Below are 15914 nucleotides of genomic sequence, written 5' to 3' on the forward strand. Positions count from 1 at the left end.
GGAGGTTCTTATGAACAAATACACGATTGCCTATATTGCTACCTTGGTAGGTTCTGTTGTATCCGCTATTGGCATTAATACGTTTTTTATCCCCCATCATCTGCTCAGCAGCGGCATTACCGGCATTGCCATCATGATCCATTACACCACCGGTTTTCCCATCGGGATGGGACTCTTCGTCATGAATCTGCCGATCATGTGGTTCTGCAATAAATTTATGGGACGGCAGTACACGATCCTCAGCATCATCGGTACGATCATCTTTGCCGTATTAGTCGACGCGACCTCTTTTATGTCCGGCTGGAACGTCATCAAAGACCCCATCATCTCCACCATCACCGGCGGCATCATGAGCGGCATCGGCATGGGGATCATCTATCGCTATAACGGCAACAGCGGCGGACTCGATGTCGTCGCCGCCATCATCAAAAAATTCTATGCCCTGGAAATGGGCAACGTCGTCATGGGCATCAACGCCATCATCATCATCGGCGCCGCCTATATGTACGGACTGGAACTCGCCGTCCTGACCTTCGTCGGTACCTACATCGCCGCCCATGTCACCAATAAAGTCGTCATGGGTCTCAGTCAGCGAAAAACCGCCATCATCATCTCGGCCCACGCTGACGAAATCGCCAACGTCATCATGCGCTACATCGGCCGCGGCGCCACCATCATGTACGGGCAAGGTGCCTACACCCATCAGGAAAAACGCATCATCTACGTCGTCATCAAAATGACGGAAATAGCCAAAGTCAAAGACATGATCAACAAAGTAGACCCCAAAGCCTTCATGATCATCAGCGACGCCTCGGAAGTCATGGGAAAAGGCTTCACCCGTCCCAGCAATGCCTTCTACCAGCTCCACGACGAATCCCTCGCCAGACCGCAAACCAAAAAGCAAGCCCCCTCCGACCGGATGTAAAAAACACACGGTAAAGGGAGCAGGAGATAGGTAGAGAACCTTTTTTGAAGGAACAACGTGACGCGCAAAAAAGAGTGAATCACCTAGTTTGTTTGTTAGCTGGCACCGTGCTTAATCGGCTCCCTTGAAAGGGGAGCTGGCCGCGAAGCGGTCTGAGAGGTTGCCCTTTTCCTTTTTCATTCCCAAAGAGGTGACGCATGTACTATCACTATCGTCCAGAGAATATAACCCACGCTCGAAATCTCCGGAAGGAAATGACCCCGGAGGAGCGTCATTTGTGGTACGATTTTCTAAAATCGTACCCCGTAAAATTCTACAAACAACGCCGCATCGAACAATACATCGTTGACTTCTATTGCCGGCAAGCTCGATTAGTCATCGAAATCGACGGCGGCCAACACTATGAAAAAGAAGCCCTGCAGTACGACGAACAGCGCAGCCGGCTATTGGAACGCTGCGGACTCTACGTCATGCGCTTCACCAATCTAGACCTGCAGCGTAACTTCCAAGAAGTATGCCAAGTCATACACGAATATATCCGATCCGGCATCGATATCCGGACCTGAAAAAAGACACGGAGGAAGGGAAAGGACAAGGTCTAACCTCTCCGACCTCGCTGCACTCGGCCACCTAGAAAACAAACTAAGCGATTCGCATGCCTTTGTGCGTCACTTCATTCCTGCAAAAGCAGCTCTCTGCTTATCTCCTGTCAGGAGAGGCTTTAAGTGACTCTGTTATCCACAAAAAAATAGGTCCTTGCCCTCGGCTCTCTTGTCAGGGGATAGGTAGAGAACCTTTTTTGAAGGAACAACGTGACGCGCAAAAAGAGTGAATCACCTAGTTTGTTTGCTACCTGGCACCGTGCTTAATCGGCTCCCTTGAAAGGGGAGCTGGCCGCGAAGCGGTCTGAGAGGTTGCCCTTTTCCTTTTTCATTCCCAAGGAGGTGACGCATGTACTATCACTATCGTCCAGAGAATATAACCCACGCTCGAAATCTCCGGAAGGAAATGACCCCGGAGGAGCGTCATTTGTGGTACGATTTTCTAAAATCGTACCCCGTAAAATTCTACAAACAACGCCGCATCGAACAATACATCGTTGACTTCTATTGCCGGCAAGCTCGATTAGTCATCGAAATCGACGGCGGCCAACACTATGAAAAAGAAGCCCTGCAGTACGATGAACAGCGCAGCCGGCTATTGGAACGCTGCGGACTCTACGTCATGCGCTTCACCAATCTGGACCTCCAGCGTAACTTCCAAGAAGTATGCCAAGTCATACACGAATATATCCGATCCGGCATCGATATCCGGACCTGAAAAAAGACAAGGTCTAACCTCTCCGACCTCGCTGCACTCGGCCACCTAGAAAACAAACTAAGCGATTCGCATGCCTTTGTGCGTCACTTCATTCCTGCAAAAGCAGCTCTCTGCTTATCTCCTGTCAGGAGAGGCTTTAAGTGACTCTGTTATCCACAAAAAAATAGGTCCTTGCCCTCGGCTCCCTTGTCAGGGGATAGGTAGAGAACCTTTTTTGAAGGAACAACGTGACGCGCAAAAAAGAGTGAATCACCTAGTTTGTTTGCTACCTGGCACCGTGCTTAATCGGCTCCCTTGAAAGGGGAGCTGGCCGCGAAGCGGTCTGAGAGGTTGCCCTTTTCCCCCTGCAATCACAAAAAGCCTGTTCTTGTATGTGTCGTCACCGGCAAATACAGAACAGACTTTTTTTCATCTTTTTTCATTTCAGTGTATTATTACTTCTATATAGTATCCAGTCCGTGATATTCGAGGCGTGGTCAGCCATACGTTCTATGTATTTGACAATGAGTACATAGGAGATGTATTGGCGTACATGGTTGGGTTCTTGGACCATTTTTTGGCTGATTTCTTCCATGCTTTTGGTAAAGGCCATGTCCACAATGTCATCTTTATCACAGATCAGGTCTATCTCGTCAATATCTTTTACATCGCCTTCGTTATACAGCCGCAGGACATCTACGACCATCGAGGCCATCACACGATACATTTCCTGCAGGCCCGAGGGGGGTGTCACAACACCGCCTTCCTTAGTGAGGTGGAAGATATAGTGGCAGATGTCGGCACAGTTATCCGTGATGCGTTCTATGTCGTACAGTATTTTCTGGGTTGCCATAAGATGTCGCCAGTCCGTGGCCACCGGAGTTTGCATGAGACTGATAGTAAGGTCTTTTTTCATGCATTCGCGCACCATTGCGTTGATGTTTTGATTGCCGTGATAGATTTCACTGGCTAGTTGATTATCTAAGGATTCCAAGGCAGTCCAAGTATTGGTAATCGTAGTTTCTACAATTTGTGCCAGCTGTATCATGTCTTGGGATAGTTCGTTCAATGATTCTACGTATGCATCTCTCATAGGGTCTCTCCTCCATCAGCCGAAACGGCCGGTGATATAGGCTTCCGTCTTAGGGTTGGCCGGTTTGGTAAACATGTCGACGGTGTTGTTGAATTCCAGTAATTCTCCGAGCAGGAAGAACGCGGTCCGGTCCGATATCCGGCGGGCTTGCTGCATGCTGTGCGTAACGATGACGATCGTGTACTTTTCTTTGAGCTGCAGGGCCAGATCTTCTATTTTCTGTGTAGAAATCGGATCGAGTGCCGAGGTCGGTTCGTCCATAAGGATAACCGACGGACGCGCCGCCAGCGTACGGGCAATACATAGTCGCTGCTGCTGCCCGCCGGAAAGACCGAGGGCACTTTCGTGCAGCCGGTCTTTCAATTCATCCCATACGGCGGCTTGATGCATGCTTTCTTCTACGATTTCCGCCAATTTCTTTTTATTGGAAATGCCTTGGATACGGGGACCGTAGGCAATATTTTCAAAGACGCTCTTGGGAAAGGGCGTCGGCTGCTGGAATACCATGCCAACGCGATACCGCAGTGCCAGTGAGTCTACTTCTTTATAGATATTTCTGCCTTCAAAGAGAATTTCTCCCGTAACGCGGCAGTTTTCTATCCAGTCGTTCATGCGGTTCAGGGTTTTGATAAAGGTCGATTTTCCGCAGCCCGACGGTCCGATCAAGGCAGTGATTTCATGTTTTTTGATGGTCATATTGATATTTTTCAAGGCTTGTGTTTTATCATAGAACAAGTTCAGTCCCTTCACGTCGAAGGTATTTTCTTGTGTTATATCGGCAGCCGCCGCTTCGTCCTTACTGTGAGCGTCGTCGTGAACTTGTGCCGCATATCCCGTAAGGGTCGTCGTTAATTCTGTCATGAATTGGTTCCTCCCATTTTCTTATCCAGTCTCCAACTAATATATCGGGCCGCCAGACTAAAGCTGACGACGAGTACCATAAGGATTGCCGAGGATACACTGGCTAGCTGTGCCGCGTTGGGATGCAGTGCTTCTGTCCGCAGCGACCAGATGTGCAGGGCCAAGGTTTCACCGGGGCGGAAAGGATTCAGGGGGCATGAGGCCGAGGTGATATCCCAGTTGTTCCAGTTGATATCCGTCGACATACCGGCGGTAAACATGAGTGCCGCGGCTTCCCCGAAACCACGTCCGGCGGCCATGATGAGTCCCGTCATGATCCGCGGAAAACAGGCGGGTACCAACACGCGCCATATAGTCTGCCAGTGCGAGGCCCCCAGGCCCAGACTGCCTTGCCGGTAACTGCTCGGTAGATTGCGCAGGGCATCTTCGGTCACGGAGGTTACCAGCGGCAGTGTCAAAATAGACACGGCCAGGGATCCGGCAAACAGGTTCCATTGGGATCCGGTCATCACGATAAAGGCTAAGTACCCGAAGAGACCGACGACGATAGATGGCAGGGATGCCAGCGTTTCTATGGCCATGCGGACCCAGTGGGTTACTTTTCCCTGATGGGCATATTCGGCAAGAAATATCCCTGCCGGTACGCCGGTCAGCATGCTGAATAGGAGTGCCAAAAAGACCAGATACAGCGTATTGAACAGCATATTTCCCAATCCGCTGCCGCTGAAGGATAACATATCCGGGGTCATGACGCCAAAGCCCTGTACAATAACAAAACCGATAAAAGCAACAAGCAGGATCACGGCAAAGGCCGTACCGCCGAAAAAGAGAGCCGTCATGATCTTGTTCACTTTTTTCTTATGTTGAATGCGGCTCATATCAAGCCCTCCCTTTCAATTGTGATGCTCGATTGATGCGATGGATCACAAAAATAAACAAGAACGAAAGAAGGAACAGGAGCAGTGCCATCGTCCATAGGGCCGCACTGTATTCGCCGCCCTCCATGGCACCGCCCATATCCGAGGCAATCGCAGTCGTAAGCGTACTGGCCGGTAAGAACAGGGAGGTCGGAAATACTTTCATCTGCCCGATAACCATGGCTACTGCCAAGGCTTCTCCCAAAGCACGTGCCAGACCGAGTATGATGCCGGTAAAAATACCGCCGCGGGCTGCCGGAATGACGATCCGCGCAATAGTTTCCCACCGTGTCGCTCCCAATCCGTAGGAGGCTTCCCGCCATGTTTTGGGTACGGCTGCCATGGCATCTGCCGACATCGTGGTAATCGTCGGGAAGATCATGACTGCCAGCACACAGCCTGCCGCCAATAAGGAAAACCCATACGGCATAGTGAAGAAGTGCCGCAGGAACGGAATAAGTACCGTCAGCCCGATCCAGCCATAAACGACGGAGGGAATACCCGTAAACAATTCCACAGCCGGTTGTATCAGACGCCGCGTCCGCGGCGAAGCGATTTCTGTCATAAAGATAGCCGTCGATATGCTTAGCGGCAGGGAAATAAGCAGTGCCAGCCCGCAGGTCACAAGCGAGCCCGATAAGAACATGGCTGCTCCAACGTGACCGCCGCCGACAGCCGTATCACTCGGAGCCCATTGGCCGGACAGGAGAAATTCTCCCAGACTGTGGCCGAATAGCAGGAACGTATCGCTTCCCTTTAACAGAAGGAACCCTCCTATAAAGAAGGGTACCAGTGCCGCTCCGATACCACAGATCGTAATGAGGAACCTGGCGGCCCGCTCATCACGATGTGCATTCTTAACAGCGATTTCAATAGGATTCATATTACTTCCTCCGTTATCTGACGTACCTTAGTGAACTTCCTTCGTTTGCATTTTGCTTGATACACCGTAACCTAATTCTTCGATGCGCTGGCCGTATGTATCAGAGAGGACAAAGTCAAGGAACGCTTTGACAGCGGCTTTCGGTTCTTTGCTGGTATAGATGTGTTCGTATCCCCATACCGCATAGGTGCCGTTATAGGTGTTTTCCAGCGAAGGAGCTACCCCATTGATAGCGATCGTGCTGACCGTCTTATCGTTGATCAAGTACGGAAGAGCGACGTAGCCGATAGCGCCTTTGTTCTGTGCCACACTCTGTACGAGAAGGCCGGAGTTATCTGTTTCGAGGGATTTGTTGCTCGATTCTTCTGCCCCTTTAATAGCATATTCTTTGAAGAGTGCCCGAGTGCCGGATGTCTGCGGACGTGTCACCAGGATGATCGCTTCATCCGGACCGCCTACCTCTTTCCAGTTCGTGATTTTAGCAGTGAAGATATCCTGCAGCTGTTGTGTAGTCAAACTCTTGACGACCTGTCCGATGTCGGGGTTTACGATCGTGGCAACCGTCATGACGCAGACTTTATGATCTACGAGTTTAGCGACCTGATCCTTGGATAATTTTGTTTCAGCAGGTACATCAGAGTTCCCCATATCGACGGACCCATCGGCGATCTGCTTGAGGCCTGTTCCGGAACCGCCGGCATTCAGGCTGATGGAAACGCCCTGATTATCTATCTTGAACTTATCTGCTGCATCCTTTACCAGCGGCAGCAATGCCGAAGAACCGGAACCGGTAATGCTCCCGGACACAGCGGCGGAACTAGACTTGTCACCGTCCGCCTTCTGCTGGCTGCCGCATCCGGCAGCACCCACTACCATAACAGCGGCGAGAGCTATGAAGATAAGTTTTTTCAATTTCATATATGATCCACTCCTTTTTATTTTGTGATTACATCGTACCAAGTCTATGTAAGTGTCCTGTGTAAAGAATGTAAAGAATGTGAAAATAATAAAAAAAAGCAAAAATGGATAGGGAAAAGGTCTAATCTCTCCGACCTCGCTACACTCGGGGCCACCTAGAAAACAAACTAAGCGATTCGCATGCCTTGTGCGTCACTTCGTTCCTGCAAAATCAGCTCTCTGCTTATCTCCTGTCAGGAGAGGCTTTAAAAGATTCTGTGTTATAAAAACATTAAAAAAACAGCCCTTGCCCTTCGGCTCCCTTGTCAGGGGAGCTGGCACCGCAGGTGACTGAGAGGTTGCACTTTGTTTTCCTTTATTTTCCGGCAAGCAAATAATGATCCACCAGCTTAGCTGGTGGTTTTTCTTATGCGGCCTATAAGGCCTAGTCTACCAGCAGCGCTTTACAGCGCATGTTCGGTCCGTTACTTGCATATTATTTCCGGTTACCCGTAAACGGGTCTTCTAAATCTAATGTAAGCTGTTCGGACATTTCATCTTCTTTAAGTTGTTCGCGAATATAGGTAATTATCTTCTTCTCGTTTTTCCCTACGGTATCTACGTAGTATCCACGACACCAAAATTGTCGATTCCGGTACTTATATTTCATATTTCCCCATTTTTCATAAATCATCAGACTACTTTTTCCTTTGAGGAATCCCATAAAACTCGATATACTCATCTTGGGGGGAATTTCCAATAGCAGATGTACATGATCCGGGCATGCTTCTGCTTCTAGTAATGTCACTCCTTTCCACTGGCATAATTCTCGTAGTATTTGCCCTATTTCATATCGCTTTTGCCCATAAAATACTTGCCGCCGATACTTCGGCGCAAATACTACATGATATTTACAATTCCATTTACTGTGTGATAGACTGTGTGTGTCATTCATTGAATGACCTCCTTTAATGTGGATAGGTTTGCAGTTGACGGACCGCATTCTTATCTTACATTAAAGGTGTTTTGTTTTAAACCTTTATAGACTCATCGCTAAAGCTTTTTGGAACCCCTGGTCTAACCAAGGGTTTTCTAACTACAACAAAAAACAACCATCCCGACGGATGGTTGTTTTTTGCTTGTTCACCTGCATCACGACCTGCATCACGTTGCCAGTGTCAGGTACACGGTTATCTTCGTTCCTTCTCCTTCTTTACTTTCCAGATTGATTTGACCGTGGTGGTGTTCCACAATGTGCTTTACAATAGAGAGTCCCAGACCACTGCCGCCGTTTTTCTTATTGCGGCTGGCATCGGCTCGGTAGAAGCGTTCAAAAACTCGCTTTTGCTTGTCTTCGGGAATACCGATTCCCGTGTCCCGGACAGCAAAGACGGCTTTGCTGCCTTCTTGCTGCAGCGTGATATATACGTGTCCGCCGCTGCGGTTGTATTTCACGGCATTATCGATGAGGTTCATACAGAGTTCCCGCAGCATGCCGTTATTGCCGAAGACAGCGATATCTTCCATTTTCCGGTGTATTGTAACGTGTTTTTCTTGCGTTACCGGTTCCATGAAATTGACGATTTCTTCGACGATAGTATCGAGTTTGACCGATGTCATTTCTATATTCGGCCTATGTTCTTCTATTTTCGTCAGATGGATGATGCCTTCGATCAGCCGCAGCAGTCGCTGTGATTCTTGCTGGATAAGTTTGCCGAAGTGCTGGACGTCTTTTTCTTCTTCATACAGTCCTGCCGAAAGCATTTCTGCAAAGCCGCTGATCGAGGTGAGCGGCGTTTTGAGTTCGTGCGAAACATTGGAGGTGAATTCTCGCCGCAGTTGTTCCCGATGTTCACTTTCCGTAATGTCATAGAGAATGAATAAGGCACCATACAAATTTTCTTCTTTATATATAGGCCGCACCGTCAATTGATAGAGCCGGTCATTTTTAACTAGTTTCTGTGTATAGGCCACCGGCGAGTCTTCTCCTGTTTTGATCTGATCCCATTCCACACCGGGAAGGATTTTTTCAAAGGCCAGGCCGCTGACCTTCATCGTTCTGCGGATCTGCAGGATATCCTTGGCACAGGTGTTGAGAGCCAGTATTTTTCCTGCTTTATCGGTCAGAATGACACCTTCTCGCAGATTCTCCAAAATAATGCGGACCGTATTGCGCTCCCGCTCCAGTGTTTGGATCGTATGGTTGATGTAATTGCTTTGGTCCATGATCTTTTGCACCAGCGGACGTAATTCACGATATACATGCGGCATTTCCTGCGGCAGCTGCTGCGAAGGAGTGCCGATATTTTCCATGATACGGGCCGTTTTGCGCAGCGGAGATAACAGACTGGCCGTCAGCATCCGCGAAGCACGAATACAACAGATGCCCGCCAACAGCAACAGCAGCAGTGCCATAGGCAGCAACGACAAAAAGTGAGAATACAGCGTGGCACGCTGCAGACTGACACGCAGGACCGTTCCGTCGGGAAGTTTTTTGGCCGAATAATACAGTGCTTTTTCAATCGTAGCGGATTCCCGGACTGCCGATCCCGTCCCATAAGCAAAGGCCTGCTGGACTTCGGGACGTTGGAGATGATTTTCCATTTTGGCTGCGTCATAATCGGATTCGAATTTGATACTGCCATCCGTATCGATCCAAGTGATCCGCAGCGCCCCTTTTTCCGCATCGGCTACTTGCTGCAGATATCCGTTGGGTTCCGGGTCACGGGCCATACCTGCCGAAATCATGGCCACAGCAGATTCCATTTCTACGGCAGCCTGCTCCTGTGCAGACCGCCAAAAAATCCAGCCGGAAATGACCAGGGCCATAACCATGCAGGCCAAGCCGATGGCGAGCAGGCTCAGGTAAATTCGCTTTTTCACTATTTACCTCCTACGAGATATCCGATACCGCGGACAGTTCGGATAATATGTCCGCCTGTTCCCAATTTTTGACGAAGACTTTTGATATGCATATCAATGGTGCGACTTTCGCCTTCATAGGTAAAGCCCCATACCTTTTCCATAATCTGTTCCCGTTTGAGAACGATATTGACATTGACCAACAAATATTGCAGCAATTCAAACTCCTTGACCGTCAAATGACGGGGTTTTCCATCCACCAGGACCTCATGCTTCCCCGTATCCAACGATACATTTTCATACGTATACACGGTCTGTTCATCGGTCGGCGTCGTGCTCCGCCGCAGTACGGCGCGAATACGGGAAACCAGCTCGACAATACCAAAAGGCTTGCAGATATAATCATCCGCTCCCGTATCGAGTCCTTTAACAATATCGTATTCACTCGTTTTTGCTGTTAACATAATGACCGGCAATGCGCTGCAATCTTTCCGCTTGCGGAGTTTTCCCAAAATCTCCACGCCGCTTTCTCCCGGCATCATGATGTCAAGAAGTACCAAAGATGGGATTTTTTCTTCAATCGCGGTCCAAAACTCCTTCCCATCGGCAAAAGTTCCTACATCGAACTTCTGACTGCGCAAGGCATACCCTACGAGTTCACGAATATTTTCATCGTCTTCTACGCAATATATCAATGCCATGTGATCCCCTCCCAAAAAATCCGATTATCATTTATTATTATACAGGGAAACGCCTCAGATTACAGGTAAGTAATGTAAAAAATCAGTAAAAAAGCGTCTATTACGAAATATAATACCATGAAAATAAAAAAAACAAAACGGATACTGCAAAAAAGAGGTACTCTTTTTTCAGAGTACCTCTTTGTATTAGAAAAAGTCTTTTGCTACTAATTGAAAATCCCAGCTGCGAGAGACAGATTCCCATGTAATCGTTGCCACAAAGGAGTGCATGTCACGAACCCACGTGAAGTCACGGTCCGCTACTTGATCGGTATCCAGATCTTTATCAAAGGTCAGGATAAAGGTATCCAGCGGCGTCATTTTGTAGCCGATGGATACACCCTTTTGCCGCGGATGGTCTATGGTGTCGAATCGATAGGGTGTCACACCGCTCATATTATGTTTTGTATACCACCAACTGGTCCATACCCGTTCATTGATTCCCTGATTTAATACAACGCCCGTATAGGGATCGCGAACGATGGAATCATCAGTACCGTATGTATCCTTACGATAGCCGGCAAAGAAACGAATATTGGCTTTTTTCCATAGCGGCAGCGGCGTATGGCTTATTTCCGTTTGGAAGTCTTTATGCACGCCCGTTGCTACCCCGTCTTCAGACCAGCGGCCCCAGCTTGCACTGTTGTCCATATAGATACCGGTGCGGCCAAAGGTAATACGCGGCATATAGTAGGTTAATTCAGGGAATTTCTTTGCCCATACTCTATCGGTGCTCTGCGTACTTTCTTCTGTCGAATAGCCTAAGGTAAAACGCCCGATACTCGTGTCCCGGATAAACAAGGCTGTCGGCTGGAATCCGCCTTTGGTATATATGGCATATTTGAATTGGAATTGGAATGTTTCCTCTGCATTCAGCGGAAGCGTGGCTCCGCCATATATGCCAAAACCATCATCGGAGGTATAGCGCGGTCTAGGCAGCAGAGAGAAAAGAGTGGTATTGGTCTTATGCTGCGAATCCAGATTCCCTTCATAATGGCCGTACGTAAGCAGCCGGATATGCTTAAACCACAGTGCCGTATTTTCCGAGGTAAATTTAACACCCGGATAAATGTGGATGTCGTCCCCAGTCAGATAATAATCCGGTGTTTCCGCTACGGCATGGGGAGTGGTAATCAACCCATGTTTCATGTATCCGTTGCCGTTAGTCAATTCTCCGTCTGTACCGCGGATATATACGTTGGGCGCAATAAACCCGGCTATTCTTTCCACTTTACCGCTGTGCGTATTCCCGTCATAGGTAATTCCCGATCCGTCCAGCGCGGTTTCTCCCTGGATCCATACAGCCTGTCCCGGTATATAATACATTTTTGTTTTCGTATTGCCTTCCACATAGTTGCTGTGAAATTCATCGATTCCCTGCTGAATATCTACATTGCCCCGCCCTTGTACATACCCGTCCTGATTGCGCATATACAGAGAGTCCGCCGCTACTCTTACCGGCTGCGGCGGCAGTACGATATCGTAGCGTCGGGAAGCCCAGTCGAGATTTACAGGTTCTACGGTTTTTTGCTTTTTTTCTTTTTTATTCACTTGATCGGCAGTGCTTTTGGTTACCCATGCTGTCTTGTCCATAACGGAGCCGGCATCTGCTGCATCCTGATTGGCAAAGACAGGCAACGTGAAAGACACGGCGGCAGCCAAAATAAATACTGCCAAATTTTTTTTCATATACGTCACCTATTTATTGTTTTCCATTGGAAGTAATGGCTACCGTTGTTTGATTTGAGGTATCTTGTGTATTTTCTGTCGCTGTTTGCGTTTCCTGTGCTTTTTCCTCTGTCACCGGAACGGTCTGCGTCGGTGCTTGTGCTGTTCCTACGGGCATGTTAGCATCCGCTGCCGGCGGTGTCGCTATAGGAGTCGTCGCATTCGGTCCTATCGCAACAGTCTGCGTACCCACCGGAGTCGCCACGCCGGACACACCGGGAACGGCTACACCGCTGGCTGCCATATTCGCCGTCTTCATTTCCGAAGAGTCTACCGGTGTTTCTGTAAAGCCCATAACGTCCGTATCGGTTTTAACTTCTGTAAACATCGTCGTCCCCGCCGGGATATTGACTTCACTGCCTTTAACAAACAGTCCGCCTACTAGTCCTACCGGTCCCAGGATAACGGCGCCGGCAACAGAAGCTCCAGCCGCTATCTTCATTTGTTTATATTGTTCTTTTGCTTTATCTCCTACGATCAAGGGGACCGCCGAACCGTCGACGGCCTTGATGCTGCCATAGGTAATGACCAGTTTGCCGTCACGACCGAAAATACCCGACCGACGTACATCGGTTACGGTACCTTCACATTGAGAACCGCTGGGAATGGCTACTACATTGCCTACCATGACATTTTCCATTGCCGCAAGCCGTACCGTATCACCTTTTTTCAACGTCTTGGAACTGAGTGCATCCAGATTTTGCAATTTAACAATGATTCCTGCAGGAATCGTTACCGCCTGCGAAACAAACTTTTCGTTTCCCAACAGGGAACGACGCAGTGCTGTTACACGTCCATTCAAGGAACCCGTCCCGACCTGGCCGTTCAAGTTTTCTTCCAAGGAGGATACGCGGGCCAGCAGAGAGTCGTTGGAAACTTGTCCCCCATATTTCCACTGCATCATATTCACAGCAGCCAGCATGGATAAGTCGGAACCCGGATTACCGTATACTTCCTTATATAGGGTATCCACACGGTTTTCCGTGCTGCCCGTGTCCGCCGACTGACCGTTGATTAGTTTGTCCAAAGAGGCAACCCGGTCATTCAACGCGCCTTGTTGTACGGTCCCATAGACGGTGCTTTCCACCTTCTGCGCCTTTTCCAAAATAGTATACCCTGCGGCACTGACCAGCATAGAACCGCATAATGCCATAACTGTCGCCATGCAGGCAAATTTCTTTTTCAGCATCCTATATTCCTCCTGTAATTGTGTCATCCTCATCGAAAAAGAAGACAACTGTAATGCTTTTCTGTATATCGCAATGAATTAAAAACGCACATCGATCATAGCCGAGACACCCACGCCTTGAATGCGGTGCATGTTCGTAATACTTTCGGCATCAATAGGAATCAATGCCTTGGCTCTAAACAAATTACCGTTAAACCCCGCTTCGATCTGACCGACAGCTTTGACCTGCTCTACTTGCTCTGCCGGACCGACTACCTGCGCAGCACCTACATACCCACCGCCGCCTACACTGATCACCGGCACGACTTTGGTTGCATAATTGGTACCTACGCCGTTTTTCATCAAAAGTTTATTCAGAAAATCGTTGAGTTGTTCGCCAAATTTGCTGACTACTACCCCAACACCGCCGATTTTAAGAACAGACCCAAAATCAAAAGCCTGCGTAGCCAACGTACCGCTGAATCCGGTAAGTGATATGACTAAAGCCCCCACGATAAGTTGTTTTTTCATATGGTCGCCTCCTTCAGTACACATTTATTTCATTATATAAGAATTATGTATAAAAAGCAACTTGCATAGCAAAAACCCCGCACGCCAAGCATGCGGGGAAAAAGCCGGATATGTTTAATTTTTATGACCAAAGTAACGAGCGAGGAGGCCATCAAAACCACGGCCATGACGTGCTTCGTCTTTCGCCATTTCATGCACGGTATCATGAATAGCGTCCAGATTGAGCTGTTTTGCGAGAGTTGCCAATTCTTTCTTGCCAGCACAGGCACCCTGTTCAGCAGCAGCACGGAGTTCCAGATTCTTGAGTGTATCCGCGTTTACGACTTCACCGAGCATTTCGGCAAAGCGGGATGCGTGATCCGCTTCTTCCAACGCATAGCGTTTAAATGCTTCCGCGATTTCCGGATAGCCTTCACGGTCAGCCTGCCGGCCCATAGCAATATACATGCCGACTTCAGAACATTCGCCGGTGAAGTTCATGCGAAGACCTTCAATAATACGGGGATCAACACCTTTGGCAATTCCAACAATGTGTTCATCCACATATTCTTTTTTACCAGCGGTCATTTCACTGAATTTTTCCTTCGGAGCACCACACTGCGGACACTTTTCCGGAGCTTCTTCTCCTTCATAGACATACCCACAGATACTGCAAACAAATTTTTTCATAATATATTCCTCCTAATTTATATAACAATTATATGATGAAAGCTTTAAGAAATTCTTACTAACAAATAATTGTTATTTGTTATGATGTAATTATAGCAGATGTATTTTAGAAAAGCAAGGCCTTTTTTGTAATTTCTTCGTTACTTTTAAATTTTTTTGTATTTACCGCTCGCCGGCCGGTTAAACCAGGGAAAAGTGCAACCTCTCAGTCACCTGCGGTGCCAGCTAACAAACAAACTAGGTGATTCACTCTTTTTTATGCGTCACGTTGTTCCTTTAAAAAAGGTTCTCTACCTATCCCCTGACAAGGGAGCCGAAGGGCAAGGGCTGTTTTTTAATGTTTTTATAACACAGAATCTTTTAAAGCCTCTCCTGACAGGAGATAAGCAGAGAGCTGATTTTGCAGGAACGAAGTGACGCACAAAGGCATGCGAATCGCTTAGTTTGTTTTCTAGGTGGATTCGGACATGAGTTTCGTCCGAAGACGGAGAGGTTAGACCTTGCCATTCTTCTCTTAGCATATTCCTTTTCTATTTTCCGTATATTATCCATAGCTTTTTTTCATGTTTTCCTTTATGATATACAGTATATACTAGGTGTATAGGTATCTTAAGGAGGTGCTTGTATGAAGGGTTCCTGGCTGTTAGCCGCATGGATAACGATCGTTGTTTCTGTTCCGCTGGCTGTTCATGCAGAAAAGGATGATTGGTCCGATAGTTCTTATGCTTTTCCAAAGATACAGACGGTCATGGTTTATAATCTGGATACGTCCGAAGCCACAAGTATCAAGAATGATATTGTGGCAAAAACGCTGCAGGATGCGTATGTAACACGCGCAAAGAAGAACGGCAGTTATGTCAGTACGGATCCGCAGATCGCTCCTCCCGCATCACAACCGACCGCTTTGCCCGCAGCCGGCGCACCACCCGTGTCTTCTGCGTCTTCTGCGTCTCCTGCCACTCCTGCGCTTCCTGCTGCCGATGTGTACATAAAAGCCCGGCTGCTGCAGTATCGCCAAGATAGCAGTTTTGTCGCTGCCCATACGGAGTGGCGGTCCCAGTGGATCGATCGTGTCGTGTATGACCGCGACGGCAGACCGTACACGGTATCACAGGAGATTACCGTTCCCGAATATGTACCGGATACATATATTCCCAACACGACGGTAACGCTGCGATTTGACGTGTATGATACCAAAACAGGCAGTGTCGTATTTTCCCGCGAAGAAACCCGGACACGGTACAGTTCCGACGATACGATGGGTGTATATAAGCGAATCGTTGATGCATTTTTCAAAACCTTAAAGGAAAAAATGACGCCGTAATATCGGATGATCTGCAT

At 48.2% G+C, this 15914-nt stretch carries 16 protein-coding genes; 4 read left to right on the forward strand and 12 right to left on the reverse strand.

Going from position 1 to position 15914, the window contains the following annotated elements:
- Positions 1-10: 10 nt before the first annotated feature.
- The 3 genes from NXG62_RS05790 (at position 11) to NXG62_RS05800 (ending at position 2245) form a co-directional block, all read left to right on the forward strand.
- Positions 11-925, forward strand: a complete 915-nt coding sequence (locus NXG62_RS05790) for a YitT family protein (RefSeq protein WP_427114004.1) — start codon at positions 11-13, stop codon at positions 923-925.
- A gap of 197 nt (positions 926-1122) precedes the next feature.
- Positions 1123-1491: an endonuclease domain-containing protein gene (locus NXG62_RS05795; protein ID WP_427114005.1), complete on the forward strand. Its 369-nt coding sequence runs from the start codon at positions 1123-1125 to the stop codon at positions 1489-1491.
- Between the two features lie 385 nt (positions 1492-1876).
- Positions 1877-2245: an endonuclease domain-containing protein gene (locus tag NXG62_RS05800; protein WP_427114005.1), complete on the forward strand. Its 369-nt coding sequence runs from the start codon at positions 1877-1879 to the stop codon at positions 2243-2245.
- A 418-nt stretch (positions 2246-2663) separates the two neighbouring features.
- On the opposite strand, the gene phoU is transcribed toward NXG62_RS05800, so the two are convergent.
- The 12 genes from phoU to NXG62_RS05860 all read right to left on the reverse strand — a co-directional run bounded on the left by phoU (position 2664) and on the right by NXG62_RS05860 (position 14573).
- Entirely contained in the window at positions 2664-3317 is a 654-nt protein-coding gene (phoU, locus tag NXG62_RS05805) for a phosphate signaling complex protein PhoU (protein ID WP_427114006.1), read from the reverse strand.
- Between the two features lie 15 nt (positions 3318-3332).
- The gene (gene pstB, locus NXG62_RS05810; protein WP_427114007.1) at positions 3333-4178 is read right to left on the reverse strand and encodes a phosphate ABC transporter ATP-binding protein PstB; all 846 of its coding nucleotides are present in this window, start codon (positions 4176-4178) and stop codon (positions 3333-3335) included.
- Positions 4175-5056, reverse strand: a complete 882-nt coding sequence (gene pstA / locus NXG62_RS05815; RefSeq protein WP_427114008.1) for a phosphate ABC transporter permease PstA — start codon at positions 5054-5056, stop codon at positions 4175-4177. The genes pstB and pstA overlap by 4 nt, the downstream gene beginning before the upstream one ends.
- A gap of 1 nt (position 5057) precedes the next feature.
- On the reverse strand, positions 5058-5978 hold the full coding sequence (gene pstC / locus NXG62_RS05820; RefSeq protein WP_427114009.1) for a phosphate ABC transporter permease subunit PstC: 921 nt from the start codon (positions 5976-5978) through the stop codon (positions 5058-5060).
- A 27-nt stretch (positions 5979-6005) separates the two neighbouring features.
- Positions 6006-6938 carry a phosphate ABC transporter substrate-binding protein gene (locus tag NXG62_RS05825; RefSeq protein ID WP_427114010.1) on the reverse strand — a complete coding sequence of 311 codons (933 nt, stop codon included), beginning with the start codon at positions 6936-6938 and terminating at the stop codon, positions 6006-6008.
- Between the two features lie 433 nt (positions 6939-7371).
- Positions 7372-7830: an IS200/IS605 family transposase gene (gene tnpA, locus NXG62_RS05830; RefSeq protein ID WP_427113633.1), complete on the reverse strand. Its 459-nt coding sequence runs from the start codon at positions 7828-7830 to the stop codon at positions 7372-7374.
- A 209-nt stretch (positions 7831-8039) separates the two neighbouring features.
- The gene (locus NXG62_RS05835; protein ID WP_427114011.1) at positions 8040-9758 is read right to left on the reverse strand and encodes a sensor histidine kinase; all 1719 of its coding nucleotides are present in this window, start codon (positions 9756-9758) and stop codon (positions 8040-8042) included.
- Positions 9758-10438, reverse strand: a complete 681-nt coding sequence (locus tag NXG62_RS05840) for a response regulator (RefSeq protein ID WP_427114012.1) — start codon at positions 10436-10438, stop codon at positions 9758-9760. Before NXG62_RS05840 ends, NXG62_RS05835 begins: the two co-directional genes overlap by 1 nt.
- Before the next feature lie 186 nt (positions 10439-10624).
- Positions 10625-12166 (reverse strand): hypothetical protein, encoded by a 1542-nt coding sequence (locus tag NXG62_RS05845; RefSeq protein WP_427114013.1) that lies wholly within the window; start codon positions 12164-12166, stop codon positions 10625-10627.
- Between the two features lie 13 nt (positions 12167-12179).
- Entirely contained in the window at positions 12180-13394 is a 1215-nt protein-coding gene (locus NXG62_RS05850) for a hypothetical protein (RefSeq protein WP_427114014.1), read from the reverse strand.
- A gap of 78 nt (positions 13395-13472) precedes the next feature.
- Positions 13473-13904, reverse strand: coding sequence for a hypothetical protein (locus NXG62_RS05855; RefSeq protein WP_427114015.1), 432 nt, complete (start codon positions 13902-13904; stop codon positions 13473-13475).
- Positions 13905-14018: 114 nt separating this feature from the next.
- A complete protein-coding gene (locus NXG62_RS05860) occupies positions 14019-14573 on the reverse strand; it encodes a ferritin family protein (protein ID WP_427114016.1) in 555 nt (184 codons plus the stop codon).
- 625 nt (positions 14574-15198) lie between these two features.
- On the opposite strand from NXG62_RS05860, the gene NXG62_RS05865 reads away from it, so the two are divergent.
- On the forward strand, positions 15199-15897 hold the full coding sequence (locus NXG62_RS05865; protein WP_427114017.1) for a hypothetical protein: 699 nt from the start codon (positions 15199-15201) through the stop codon (positions 15895-15897).
- Positions 15898-15914: the final 17 nt, after the last annotated feature.

The sequence above is a fragment of the Megasphaera sueciensis genome (assembly GCF_050219315.1).
GTDB lineage: Bacteria > Bacillota > Negativicutes > Veillonellales > Megasphaeraceae > Megasphaera_A > Megasphaera_A sueciensis.